The 13933-nt window shown below is 54.7% G+C and carries 10 protein-coding genes; 4 read left to right on the top strand and 6 right to left on the bottom strand.

What is annotated here, in order from left to right:
* Positions 1-394: 394 nt before the first annotated feature.
* Both AC4IE8_RS18085 and AC4IE8_RS18090 read left to right on the top strand, forming a co-directional pair.
* On the top strand, positions 395-967 hold the full coding sequence (locus tag AC4IE8_RS18085) for a hypothetical protein (protein ID WP_068988039.1): 573 nt from the start codon (positions 395-397) through the stop codon (positions 965-967).
* 53 nt (positions 968-1020) lie between these two features.
* Positions 1021-1785: a CHAP domain-containing protein gene (locus AC4IE8_RS18090; protein WP_083225917.1), complete on the top strand. Its 765-nt coding sequence runs from the start codon at positions 1021-1023 to the stop codon at positions 1783-1785.
* 6 nt (positions 1786-1791) lie between these two features.
* Here the strand turns inward: AC4IE8_RS18090 and AC4IE8_RS18095 are convergent, their stop codons facing one another.
* Positions 1792-2718, bottom strand: coding sequence for a histone deacetylase family protein (locus tag AC4IE8_RS18095; protein ID WP_068988037.1), 927 nt, complete (start codon positions 2716-2718; stop codon positions 1792-1794).
* Between the two features lie 255 nt (positions 2719-2973).
* On the opposite strand from AC4IE8_RS18095, the gene AC4IE8_RS18100 reads away from it, so the two are divergent.
* Positions 2974-5655 (top strand): bifunctional acetate--CoA ligase family protein/GNAT family N-acetyltransferase, encoded by a 2682-nt coding sequence (locus AC4IE8_RS18100; protein ID WP_068988036.1) that lies wholly within the window; start codon positions 2974-2976, stop codon positions 5653-5655.
* Between the two features lie 266 nt (positions 5656-5921).
* Here AC4IE8_RS18100 and AC4IE8_RS18105 read toward each other — a convergent pair whose 3' ends face one another.
* Positions 5922-6314: a hypothetical protein gene (locus AC4IE8_RS18105; protein WP_068988035.1), complete on the bottom strand. Its 393-nt coding sequence runs from the start codon at positions 6312-6314 to the stop codon at positions 5922-5924.
* A gap of 1 nt (position 6315) precedes the next feature.
* Positions 6316-7698 (bottom strand): hypothetical protein, encoded by a 1383-nt coding sequence (locus tag AC4IE8_RS18110; protein WP_490791644.1) that lies wholly within the window; start codon positions 7696-7698, stop codon positions 6316-6318.
* A 155-nt stretch (positions 7699-7853) separates the two neighbouring features.
* Here AC4IE8_RS18110 and AC4IE8_RS18115 point away from each other — a divergent pair, with 155 nt between their 5' ends.
* Entirely contained in the window at positions 7854-12152 is a 4299-nt protein-coding gene (locus AC4IE8_RS18115; protein WP_490791645.1) for a DEAD/DEAH box helicase, read from the top strand.
* A 122-nt stretch (positions 12153-12274) separates the two neighbouring features.
* Here AC4IE8_RS18115 and rplS read toward each other — a convergent pair whose 3' ends face one another.
* The 3 genes from rplS to rimM are packed head-to-tail and all read right to left on the bottom strand — an operon-like array spanning position 12275 to position 13894.
* Positions 12275-12619, bottom strand: a complete 345-nt coding sequence (gene rplS / locus AC4IE8_RS18120; RefSeq protein ID WP_068988031.1) for a 50S ribosomal protein L19 — start codon at positions 12617-12619, stop codon at positions 12275-12277.
* A gap of 3 nt (positions 12620-12622) precedes the next feature.
* Positions 12623-13384, bottom strand: a complete 762-nt coding sequence (gene trmD, locus AC4IE8_RS18125) for a tRNA (guanosine(37)-N1)-methyltransferase TrmD (protein ID WP_068988030.1) — start codon at positions 13382-13384, stop codon at positions 12623-12625.
* Positions 13385-13387: 3 nt separating this feature from the next.
* Complete coding sequence (rimM, locus tag AC4IE8_RS18130) at positions 13388-13894, bottom strand: ribosome maturation factor RimM (protein ID WP_490791646.1); 507 nt, start codon at positions 13892-13894, stop codon at positions 13388-13390.
* Positions 13895-13933 lie beyond the last annotated feature (39 nt).

The following is a 13933-nucleotide window of genomic DNA, read 5'->3' on the forward strand; positions in this document are numbered from 1 at the left end:
GGCATGGCCCCACCCTACCATTGATTTCAGGGTGTAGGGTGGGGCCATGCCCCACCAAATACACTTTGAGTAAGCACCATTCAGGGCGCTTTATTAACCTGGCGACTAATTAGTTCACTTTCAGGGCATATACCCTTCAAAATCAAGTGCTGCATAGCTTTCAGCTAGATGAAACGTATTTATTCCAGACAGAAGTGGACAAATGCCGGGATCCAGATATCACCAGACATGGAGCTCACACTTCGCTCACCCTTTGGGTCGACTGACTGTTTTCAATGCACTTTGCGCTCTAGCCTGCAAAATCCGTAATGAGAAAAATTGCCTACTGCACTGTTAAAAATTACCTTTAAGCAAGTTTGCATAAATCTAGAATCACAACCATGGAGGCGTGAACATGACAAAGCAAAACAGTAAAACCTCATACCTGATATCGGCCATCACCCTGGCAGTGATTCTGTCCGGCTGCTTCGCTACCTATCAGAATTCGGGTTTCAAGTCTGTTTTCACAAGCCTCAGCAACTGTCAGGCCTTCACCGACCGGACGGATCCCAATAGCACGCCCTACAAAGTTTGCCCCGGTGTAGCCGGTTACCAGCTTATCGTGCGTAAAGTGGGGGCTGGTCGAAAATCGATAGAGATCAGGCCTGATTCACAGCAACCATTTCCACTCAGTTATCAGGCGGTGGTAACGAAGGAGATGTTTCATCTTGGTGAACAGGCCGAATGGCGGGTTGCAGAGTTATCCAGCGGAATAAAACCAGTCGCGCTCATTGCAGAGGTTCATGCTCATGAAAATCTCGATGAGCCGGATCAGGTCACCACTACCTTCTTCGCCGTGGCAAAGATCTCGGCGACTGAGATCTGCGTCACCGATGTCATCGAGCAGCAGAAACTATCCAGAGTGCAGTTGCAACAACTGGCTGACAAAGCGCAACAGAGAGTTTGTATCCGTACACCGCCAGACTGATGCGGAACCGATCAAACATCGATCCATCAACCTGGTTATAAAGGAATAGCACCATGCCGACACCTGTAGAATTCATGCAAAGATATCGACGCCTCAGGATCAGGTCTGCAGTTGATGACCATGCCTCAAGAACCTGTCGCGAGACGACCCACAGCGTCACCCTCAGAAACTACCTCATGATGGATTGGGATGAGGGCACGGAGGAGCTGCGCGACTACCGGACTGTGTCAAGAGGTTCGCGCAGCGATATCTGGTTCAACCAAAACAAAAACCGAATCCGCAATGCGGCAATGGGTAAAGGTGCCCCCGGGGATTATGAACTGGCTCTGGAGTGGGCCGTGCGTTCCAATAAGTTACAGACGGTCAATCAACATAACCTGCAGACCTTTTGCGACGACCACCTCGGTATCGACTGTTCAGGTTTTGTCACCAACTATCTGATAGCTTGCGGCAAACGAAACTATACAGACAACACGGTACGAAACACCGGTGCCGCCTCCTATTTCCAGGCAAACCGGGCGGTGAACGATCCGAACACAATTCAGCAGGGAGATCTGTTGGTCTGGATGGACGGTAACTCAGTCCGACGCAGTCCAGGACATGTGGCGGTTGTCGACTCCTATGTAAACCAGTCCGTGACGGGAGGCAACATGCGGGTCGTTGAAGCCACCGGCTCCCGCCATGCCCGTCCCAAACTGTTGAGTTCCATGTATGCGGTCGAACGGATCATCGATCCGGGACGCGGGGTCCCGGCCATGATTCTTGAGGTTCGACGCCACGGTACTTCGGGAAGCCGGGTCGCCGTGATGCGGGTCTGATCGCGCTTAGTGCAGATCCATCAACACCCTGATGTGGGTTTCCACACTGCGTGCCAGGGCATGGGGTTCATAACCCCCTTCCAACACAGAGACAACCCTGCCCTCGCCATAGTCATCGGCAATTTGCAGGATCTGCTCGGTAACCCAGCGGTAGTCCGCTTCGGTCAGGCTGACCCCTGACATATCATCTTCCACATGGGCATCGAATCCAGCCGAGACAAAGATCATCTGCGGCTTAAAGTGATTCAACGCCGGTAGCCAGTGGTCTGTCACCGCCGCTTTGAATTCCGCGCTCTTCGCGGTTGCCTCCAGCGGGGCACAGATAATATGGTCCGGGCTCTCTTCAATCGCCGTGTAGGGATAGAAAGGATGCTGGAAGGTCGAACAGACAATCACCCGTCTGTCATCTCGGAAGATATCTTCACTGCCATTGCCGTGATGCACATCGAAGTCGAGTATCGCCACCCGCTCCAGTCCATACTCCGCCATGGCATGGGCCGCACCCACCGAGGCGTTGCCATAGACGCAGAATCCCATGGTCTTCATGCGCTCCGCATGGTGGCCAGGTGGTCGCACCGCACAGAAGGCATTTTTCAATCCCTCCTGCATGATCAGGTCGACCCCTTTGATCACAGCACCCGCGGCCCGTTTGGCGGCCTGCAGACTCTGCGGACTCACCACCGTGTCCGGATCGAGGTGGGCATGGCCCGATTCCGGCATCAGTTTTTCAACCTGGTTCAGATAAGCTTCGTCGTGACAACGCAATAACTGTTCCCGGGTAACCTCCGGTGCATCATAGTGACGCAGAAAATCGTAGAGCTGTGCCGCCATCAAACGATCATCGATCGCCTGCAGTCTCGAAGCGTTTTCAGGATGTCCCACACCCGTATCATGATTGAGGCAATCAGGGTGGGTAATATAGGCCGTTCTCACAAAATACCCCCAAACTATACGGCCACTTCATTAAGCAGCCTAATACTCACTATAAGATCTTTAAAAACCGTTACTTAAGTAAAGAATTTGTCATCTATTATCGGTAAACTTCCAACCATTCATGCCGATAACCTGAATGCTCATCGACGTCACCTTGGATATGCTTTAATTCAGACTATCACACCGTGCCTCCGTGAGTAACAACGGACATGTACTCTCAATATTTTTCACTAGAAGTTCAATAGGCTGGAACTCATGCAATCACACTATTTAACCCCACTATTCTCACCGAAAAGCGTCGCCATGTTCGGAGCCAGTGAAAGGGAAAACTCGGTTGGCGAAGTGGTATTTCGAAACCTGATCTCTTGCGGATACAAAGGCGCGATCTATCCGATCAATCCAAAGCATGAAGAGATACAGGGAGTCAAAGCCTACAAGACGATCGAAGAGATCGGCAAGCCGGTTGAGCTGGTCGTTGTCGCCACACCGGCCAAGACCATTCCGGCGATTGTCGAGGCCTGCGGTCTGCATGGCGTAAAAACCATGATTATCCTTTCTGCCGGTTTCAGAGAATCGGGACCAGCCGGTCTGCGTCTGGAAGAGCGGATTGTGGAAGTCGCCAAGGAGTTCGGCATCCGCTTTATCGGACCGAACTGTCTCGGCCTGATCCGTCCTGACCAGGGAATCAACATCACCTTCGGCAACAACAACGCCAAGTCGGGCAATCTTGCCCTGGTCTCTCAGTCCGGTGCGATCTGCACCGCGATCCTCGACTGGGCGGAGGTGAACGACATCGGATTCTCCACGGTGATCTCCACCGGTATCTCAGCCGACCTGGACTTCGGTGACTACCTGGACTACCTGGTATCCGATCCTAAAACCGACAGCATTCTGCTGTATGTGGAAGGCATCAAGAATGCCCGCCGGTTCATGAGCGGACTGCGTGCTGCAGCCCGTATCAAACCGGTCATCGTGTTGAAAGTGGGACGCCACGCCGCCGGTGCGGAAGCCTCCATGTCCCATACCGGCGCCCTGGTGGGTAGCGACGAGACTTTCTCTGCCGCCCTGTCACGATCCGGTGTGTTGCGGGTGGAAACCATCTCCCAACTCTTTTCAGCGGCCAAGGCCCTCTCGTCAAGATACCGGGTTTACGGCAACAAACTGGCGATCATCACCAATGGTGGCGGCCCAGGTGTCATGGCGGCGGATCGGGCCTCGGATCTGGGCATCGAACTGGCGTCCTTCAACGACGATACCATCACGGCACTCAATGAAGCCCTGCCCGAGGTCTGGTCTCACGGTAATCCAGTGGACATCATCGGCGAAGCTCCCCCGGAGCGCTATCGGGCTGCGGTGGATATCTGCCTTAACGACCCGGGGGTCGATGGCACCATTGTCATCCTCACCCCACAGGCAATGACCCAACCCGACGCGGTGGCGCAGGAGCTGATCGATCTGGCGGATAAACATAAGAAGCCGATCCTCACTAGTTGGATGGGCGGCAAGCAAATCGAGAATGCGCGCAAGCTGTTCAACAATGCCAAACTGCCCTCCTTCCGTACTCTGGAAAATGCCGTTGATGCTTTCTACTATCTCTCATCCCATCAGGAGAACCAGCGCTTACTGATGCAGACCCCGGCAAAGAGCTCCAGACGTCATGAACAACCTGACGCCGAGGGTGCCCGGTTGATCATCGAAAGCGCCCTCTCGGAGCAGCGCAAAGTTCTCTCCGAACCGGAATCCTTTGCCTTACTGGGCGCCTTCCGAATCAATGCGGTACGTAACGGCATCGCACGATCCGCCAACGAAGCGTTGATCCTGGCGGAATCAATCGGTTTTCCGGTAGCGATGAAGATCTTCTCGCCGGACATCTCGCACAAATCCGATGCAGGCGGTATCCGTCTGAATATCAACAATGCCCAGGCGGTCCGCACCAACTACCGGGATCTGATCGAACAGGTCAAAGAGACCCGTCCGGAGGCGACAATCGAAGGGGTGACCGTTGAACAGATGTACCAAAGTCCGAACGGTCGGGAGCTGCTGATCGGTATCGTCCGGGATCCGGTGTTCGGTCCGGTGATCAGCTTCGGCAGCGGTGGCACCACGGTTGAAGTGATGGGGGATTCGGCCATTGCCCTGCCACCACTCAACCGACGTCTGGCCAGTGATCTGATCGATCGCACTAAAGCGTCGAAGATGCTCAACCAGTTCAGACACATGCCCGCCGCCAACCGGGAAGCCCTGGTGGACGTACTGCTGCGGGTCTCCAGCATGGCCTGCGAGTTGCCATGGATCCAGGAGATGGATATCAATCCGCTGATTCTTGATGATCAGGGCGCTGTGGCGGTGGATGCCAGGATTCGGGTCAACTACCCACGTCCCTCCACCGACCCTTACCACCATCTTGCGATTCATCCCTACCCGGTCAATCTTGTCGCCCGCAATCAGTTGCCCAATGGCATCAACATTGTGATCCGTCCGATCCGGCCGGAAGATGCAGATCTGGAGCAGAACTTCACCCGTCAGCTCTCCAATGAGGCCAAGTATTTCCGCTTCATGAGCTCCATTCAGGAACTGACTCCGGAGATGCTCACCCGCTTTACCCAGATCGACTATCACAACGAAATGGCCCTGATTGCGGTTACCGAGGATGAACATCATGAGGTGGAGCTGGGCGTTGCCCGCTATGTGATCAACCCCGACAAGCGCAGCTGTGAATTCGCCTTGGTGGTGGCCGATGAGTGGCAACGACAGGGGATCGGTCACAAGCTGATGAACCACCTGATGGGGATTGCCAGAGACCGGGGCCTTGAGAGAATGGAGGGTGAGGTGTTGAGCAACAACTTCAAGATGCTCGACCTGATGAAATCCCTCTACTTCCAGGTTACCCCTTATCCGGAAGACAACAGCATCAAGCAGGTTATCATCGACTTGTAATATAACTGAACCGTTTGTGGTTCTTTAAGGGTTAGAGAACAAAACTCTCGACTATTGAAATTATTTGTTCTCTGACCCCACGTTACTCCCTTTTAAGGCGGCTATTTAAATCAGTTATGTTGTATATTTCCAATCTCTTGCCGAATCAGCTTGATTTACGGATATCCTCTTTTACTTCTTTACTATTTTGCACATTAAACTAGAAAACCACCGACTATAACATCATCGAAAAAGCCTGAGACTCATATATATTTGGAAACTACATTTCAATTAAATTTGACCTTATCGAATTTGCTATCCATGGTAATTCCATCTTCAAGCTCTTCGACTCTAACAACAAACCTATTTCCAGCACTATCAATCAACCACCAGCCATTCTCTTCATCAATATTTTCTACCAAAATATTTGATGTGAATTCTCTAGCAATAGATTTTGCCAATTCAAATCCATCAATATCCAACTCTTGATCATCTCTCCATGAAATATTTAGTCCCATACAAAAGCCATCAGAGTAATCTTGCACTTGAAGAAAAAAATCGGCATCGCTTAACGGAAAATCTATAGATTCAACTCCCCTGGACAAATATAAATTCAAATGATTGATTAATTTATCCTCATCCAATCTTTGCTCAACAAAAAATTGTAACGAACTACTCACATCAGTCACCCTTCTTATTCATTAACTCAAGTAGCATCTTTGTCCGGTCATACTGTTCTTGAGAAAAAATCCCTTTATTGGTCATCATATCAAGTGACATTTGTGCTTTTTCTAAACCTTTCTTGCGAGCAGTCACAAGTATATTGTATTCGGAAGATGTTATATCAACCGTTCCTGGGCCACTAACAGGATGAATGGAATCATTATGCACACCATAAACCCGTCCTGAAGAGACTGTGAAATTTTCGCCTGTTCGAATCTCATTCCCTAGCTTATGGATTTCTGATAAATCTGCGACAGCCTCTTTGGGGGATACTATTAGCATCGTATTGCCTGATTTTTTAGGGATAGATACTCGACCTGGGAAATGACGTTCACTTAGCGTTAAATTAGTCCATTTAGCTTCTGCAACGTATAACTCAGCCTGTACCGTACCATTTTCACCAACACTGGAAACACTATCAGTACTTTGCGCTCTACTGAATTTATCATCACTTATCTGATTAGCGCTTCCTTCACCCGCCTTTATCTTAGCATTTCCGGAAACCAGAGAATCGAGTTTCGCTGCTTTCCCCATTCTTGCCATGGCACCAAACACTGCCATATCTCCCAGTCCTGTCATCTGCAGCAGTGGGTCATTTGACATTGCTTTGCCAGATTCGAAATATTCCCCTTTTTCCTTAGCTGTCTTTACCGCCTCATTTGTCGCTTGAACACCTTCCTTAAGCGCATTACCTACATCCTCCCAACTCGGTAGAGTCAACCCAGGTTCTCTGCGCTCCGCTTGGAGCTCATCGATTCCGGCATATTCGAGGTTATCGACATTTTTTAAATCTGGGCTCTCCTTTCCAACCACAACACCTATCTGAACAAGGCCTTTCACCGTATTTTCTGCCAGCCCATAGCCTATGCCGGAGGTCATAGCTGTGTATTGCAATAGACTTGGACGCGGCCCGATTTCCACACCTGCATCACTCACACTCAGTGGATCATCGGATTGTCCACTTGGGCTTTCATTTCGGTTGCCGGTATAGTCGACTGCCGTGCTTCCCTGCTCCTCATGCACCTGACACATCAATCCTCTGCCATCACTTCCAGTATGATCGTACACCACGCTAAGAGCATGTTGGCCATCCGGGGTTGTTGCCAGTTGGCTGATGCCCTCTCGGCCGGCTGAGGAGATGAACTCGTTGGCGAGTTTGTTTCTCTGAGTTTGGTTGCGCTGTTCAAATTGGCGCTTGACCAGAACATCCGGCTGGTGGCTTTGACTGGCCTGCTGAAAGAGGGTCTCGCCCTCTGACTGCTGTGCGCTTTCCATGCCGCTGTTAACTGCCGTGTACGACTGGGCTTGGGTGCTGTTTGTGAAGAGATTCGGCGTGCTCACGGGTCCCTCCGCTGCATTTCATGGTTGTTTTGACCTTATCTCAGTGAACGCTTATCTGACTACTAGGGATAACCCATACGCCAACATAATCAATTGTAAACCTGTATTAATTTAGATATCAGAACAGCTATTTTTCTATGGAGTATCATTAGGAGATGTCATCCTTTCACTTTCACCCTGCAGTCAACAGCTGGTTTGAAAAGCATTTCGGATCTCCTTCCGAAGTTCAGGCGCTGGCCTGGCCGGCGATACAGGCTGAAAAGAACACCTTGATCTCCGCCCCCACCGGATCAGGTAAAACCCTGGCCGCTTTTCTGGCAGCGATCGACCATCTGGTCCAGCAGGGATTGAGTCTACCTCTGGCGGATGAGACCACGGTTCTCTACGTCTCCCCATTGAAGGCCCTCTCCAACGATATCCATAAGAACCTGGAGCTGCCGCTGAACGGCATCCGCGATGCGCTGCTGGAGATGGGCTACCCGGATGTGCCGATCCGCGCCATGGTGCGTACCGGCGACACCAGTCAGTCGGAGCGGGCGATGATGAGACGCTCGCCACCCCATATTCTGGTGACCACCCCGGAATCACTCTACATTCTGCTCACCTCCGACTCCGGACGTGAGATGCTGAAATCGGTACGCAGTGTCATCGTCGATGAGATCCATGCCCTGGCGGGTAACAAACGGGGTGCCCATCTGAGCCTGAGCCTGGAACGACTCAGTGCATTGTGTGACAGAGCCCCGGTAAGGATCGGCATCTCCGCCACTCAGAAGCCGATCGAGGTGATGGCCAGTTTTCTTACAGGAGTGCAGCAGGAGCCCTCCCACAACGCCTGCACAATTGTTGATACCGGCCATGTCCGGCAGCGTGATCTGGCGATCGAGATTACCGGCTCGCCCATGGAGGCGGTGATGGCCAACGAGGCCTGGGACGAGATCTACCGCCACCTGGAACAGATGATCCGACAACATCGCACCACTCTGATATTTGTCAACACCCGCCGACTGGCGGAGCGAGCGGCCGCCGCCCTGGCTGACAAGCTGGGTGATGAAGCAGTAACCTCACACCATGGCAGCCTGGCCAAGGAGCACCGGCTCGATGCGGAACAGCGCCTGAAAGCCGGTTCCCTGCGGGCTCTCGTAGCCACCGCCTCTCTCGAACTCGGCATCGATATCGGCGAGGTGGACCTGGTCTGTCAGATGGGCTCCCCCCATCGCATTGCCACCTTCCTGCAGCGGGCGGGACGCTCGGGTCACCACCTCAGCGGTATCCCCAAAGCCAGGCTGTTTCCGCTCAGTCGTGACGACCTGGTGGAATCGGTGGCGATGCTCGATGCAATCCGCCGGGATGAGCTCGACCGGATTCCGATCCCGGATCAGCCTCTGGATGTGCTGGCACAGCAGATCATCGCCGAAATCTCCGCCCGGGAGTGGCAGGAACAGGAACTCTACCAGAGGTTTAAATCCGCCTACCCCTATCGGCAACTGTCCCAGCATAGCTTTCTGGAAGTGGTGCAGATGCTGGCGGACGGTTTCCATACCCGGCGTGGCCGACGGGGTGCTTACCTGCACCGGGATGGGGTTAACGGCAAGTTGCGCCCGAGACGCAACGCCCGCCTCACCGCCATCACCAATGGTGGCGCTATTCCCGATCAATTCGACTACGACGTGATCCTGCAGCCCGAAGGACTCTTCGTCGGCAGTCTCAATGAGGATTTCGCCTTTGAGAGCATGCCCGGGGACATCTTTCAGCTGGGCAACTTCTCCTACCGAATGCTGAAGATCGAACAGGGCCGGGTATTCGTGGAAGACGCCCACGGCCTCCCCCCCAGCATCCCATTCTGGTTCGGTGAGGCACCAGGGCGCAGTGATGAACTCTCCCTAGCAGTCTCCCGCCTGCGGGAAAAGCTCGACACCCTGTTGGATGATGGGAAACTGGCGGCACTCGACTACCTGCAGCAGGAGTTGGCACTCCAGTCCGGTGCTGCCGAGCAGCTGGTCGACTACCTGGCGGCGACCAAGGCCCTGTTCGGTCTGGTACCAAGTCAGAAGAAGATCGTCTTCGAACGCTTCTTCGACGAAACCGGGGACATGCACTTCGTGATCCACGCCCCCTTCGGCTCCCGCATCAACAAAGCCTGGGGACTCTCGCTACGCAAACGCTTCTGCCGTCGTTTCAACTTTGAGCTGCAGGCGGCGGCCAACGAGGATAACCTGATCCTCTCACTCGGGCCGACCCACAGTTTTCCACTGCAGGAGCCGGCAGGCTACCTGAAGGCGGAGAGTGTCGAACAGGTGTTGATCCAGGCCCTGCTGGCCGCCCCGATGTTCCCCACCCGCTGGCGCTGGGTCACCAACATCACGTTGGCGGTGCCACGGATGCGCAACGGCAAACGGGTACCCGCCCCCTTCCAGCGCAACGACGCGGAAGATCTGGTGGCACTGGTGTTCCCGGATCAGCTCGCCTGCTTTGAGAATATCCAGGGAGAACGGGAGGTACCGGACCACCCACTGGTAAATCAGGTGTTGCAGGACTGTCTGCGGGAACTGATGGACATCGATGGTCTGAAGCGTGTGCTGCAGGGTATCGAATCCGGCGAGATCCAGGTGGTCGCCAAGGATCTGCCCACCCCGTCGCCAATGGCCCATGAGATTCTCAATGCCCGACCCTACGCCTTCCTCGACGACACCCCGGCGGAGGAGCGACGGGCCCTGGCGGTACAGCAGCGACGCATGGATGCGGGTAACGCCACCGAGATGGGTCAACTCGACCCACAGGCCATCGAGCGGGTCAAGCAGGAGGCCTGGCCCCAGCCTCGCAGCGCGGACGAACTGCATGACGCCCTGGTAATTACCGGCTTCATTGTCGAGGATGAGATCTCCCCTGTCGATCTGCCCACCTGGCAAAACTACCTCGGAGCGTTGCAGCAACAACGACGGGCCACCCGCCTGAAGCTCGACAACCAGGTCCTGTGGGTAGCCGCAGAACGGTTACAGGCGTTGAGCATCGTCTGTCCCGATGGTCAGACTAAACCAGCCATTGAGCCGCTTCCAGCCAAGGAGGCGGAGAACTCTGACAGAGCCATGATCGAGATCCTGCGTAGTCGGCTGGAGAGTCTGGGACCGGTCACCGTGGCACAAATGGCTAAACCCCTGGGACTCTCTACCGCCAAGCTTGATCAGGCACTGGCCAGCCTGGAGCAGGAGGGCTATGCCATTCAAGGCCATTTCGAGCCATCCCAATCTGATATTCAGTGGTGTGAGCGGGGCCTGCTGGCCCGTATTCACCGCTATACCCTCAAACAACTGCGTAACGAAATCGCCCCGGTAAGCCCAGGCGAATTCATGGCTTTTCTGTTCAACTGGCAGGGGCTGGATGAGCCTGCCGAAGGGAGCCACGCTCTGCAACGGGTGATCGGCCAGCTGGAAGGGTTCAGCCTGCCCGCAGCAAGCTGGGAGGAGGAGGTGCTGCCCAGTCGGTTACAGCCCTATTTCTCCGGGGAGCTCGACCAGCTGTGCAGTTCAGGCCAACTGGTTTGGCTGCGCCTGCATCAACCGGAAGGTCATCAGAAAGGCCCTAAAAATCCGGCCATCAAGACCACCCCGCTGGCCTTCATCCTGAGAACCAACCTCCCCCACTGGCGTCAGCAGGATGAGCTCTCCATTGAAGGGCTCAGCACAACGGCGGTTAAAATTCTCGAGGTACTGAAGAACTGGGGCGCCAGCTTCTTCGATGAACTCAAGCAGCAGACCGGCCTGCTCAAGACCCAGCTGGAGAACGGTCTGGGTGAGCTGGTGGCCTGGGGTCTGGTGACCTCCGATCAATTCCAGGGATTGCGCAGCATGATCACCCCTCAGAAGGGTCGCCGACCGAGTCGTCGCCGCAACCCGTTACAGGCCCCGCTGGCCTCAGGTGGGCGATGGTCACTGGTACGTCCGACACAGCCCATCGAGGGTCGGTTACAGCGCAGCGAGCAATTCGCCCGCATCCTGCTGAACCGCTATGGGGTGGTGTTTCGTAAACTGTTGGAGAGGGAACAGGGCCTACCTCCCTGGCGGGATCTGCTCTATGCCCTGCGACGCATGGAGGCACGGGGAGATATCCGGGGTGGCCGTTTCGTGGAAGGTTTTGCCGGAGAACATTTCGCCCTACCCGAAGCGGTTGGCCAACTGAGGGAACTGGCCAGACGACCGGAGCGACGACAGCAGATCACCATCAGCAGTGCCGACCCACTGAATCTCACCGGCATCATCACCCCCGGCAAGCGTATCCCGGCACAACTGGGGCACCGGATTCTCTATCAGGACGGCAAACCGGTGGCGACCAAGCAGGGGAAGACGGTGACCATCGACGACTGCATACCGGAAAACGAACACTGGCAGATCCACAACCTGCTGACCCGCCAGCCCCACCCGGCCGATTATCACAAGTCAGAGCCGGGCCCACCGGTTTGAGGTTTCTTTTAGCGGTAGCAGAGCATAAAAAAACCCCGGCCGACAGACCGGGGTTTTTTCTATCTTTTACCACCCTGCCATAAGGCAGAGGGCGGATCTCCAACGTGCCGTGAAAGGCGCGCTTAGATCTTCTCTTTGATACGGGCCGCCTTACCGGTACGACCACGCAGGTAGTAGAGCTTGGCGCGACGCACATCACCACGACGGGTCACTTTCACGGAAGCGACAGTCGGGCTATAGGTCTGGAAGACACGCTCCACACCTTCGCCATGAGAGATCTTACGGACGGTGAAGGCTGAGTTGAGGCCGCGATTGCGCTTGGCGATGACGATACCTTCAAAGGCCTGCAGGCGTTCACGCTCGCCCTCTCTGACCCGAACCTGAACAACAACGGTATCACCTGGGCCAAAATCGGGAACCTCACGGCTCATCTGCTCGGCGTCGAGTTCTGCGATGATATTGCTCATGGTCTATTGCTCCTGTGTTTGCTTCGCGTCTCCCGACGCTGCACTGATTTCTGCTAAAAACGTTTTCTCTTCCGCCGTCAGCTGACGATTTTCCAACAGCTCCGGGCGTCGTGCCAGGGTGCGCTTCAGCGCCTGCTGCAATCGCCAACGGCGAATGGCTTCATGGTTGCCGCTCTGTAAAACCGGCGGCACCGACATCGAATCAATCTCTTCCGGGCGGGTGTAATGGGGACAATCCAACAACCCATCCATGAAAGAGTCCTGTACTGCGGAATCCGCATCCCCGAGTACGTCGGGTAACAGACGGATCACCGCATCTATAACCACCATGGCGGCCAGTTCCCCGCCACTCAGAACGTAGTCCCCGATGGACCACTCCTCATCGACATAACGTTCGATGAGCCGTTCATCGATCCCTTCGTATCGACCTGCAAGCAGCAACTGAGGCTGACGACTCTCTGCCAGCCGCTTGGCACACTGCTGGTCAAACCGCCTGCCTTGTGGGCTCAGATAGACCACGTTGGCCGACTCGCTTTCAGCCAGCGCTGCCTCGATGGCCTGCTGCATGGGCTGATATTTCATCACCATACCCGGCCCACCACCGTAAGGCCGATCATCCACAGTCCGGTGTACGTCTGTGGTGTAGTCCCTTGGGTTCCAGAGTTCAACCTGGGCTAACCCTCGGCTGATCGCTCTGCCTACCACACCCTCTCCTTTGAGTGCGTCAAACATATCGGGCATCAGGGTGACCACATCAAAGCGCATGGCTTAGAATTCCGGGTCCCAGTCAACCACCATCAAGCCGGCATCCAGGTCGATGCGTTGCACCGCTTCTCCCATGGTATAGGGAATCAATCGCTCCCGATCCCCCTTCACCACCAGCACATCGTTGGCACCGGTTTCGAACAGGTGGGAGACCCGCCCCAGGTCGACCCCTTCCAGGGTCTCTACCCGCAATCCTTCCAGATCGGTCCAGTAGTATTCACCGGCGGGCAAACTCGGCAGTTGATCCTTGCCGACTGCAATTTCACTCTCGATCAGCTCCGCAGCCCGGTCACGATCATCGTAACCTGCGAGCTGGGCGACAATCCCCTTGCCCTGGGGGTGTCCAGCGATAACTTTGAACTCCTGCCAGCCACCCTGGCGCTTAAGATACCACTGCTTGTAACCGAGGATCCCTTCCTTCGGTGCGGTGTAGGAGTAGATCTTGAGCCACCCCCTGACACCAAACAGGCCAGAAACCCGGCCCATTATGATCATCTCTCTATCTGACATTGTCTCTGTCCTGAGCGGCTGTCAGGCCTGGACGAAACA

The sequence above is a fragment of the Candidatus Thiodiazotropha sp. AKAK2 genome (genome assembly GCF_058244685.1).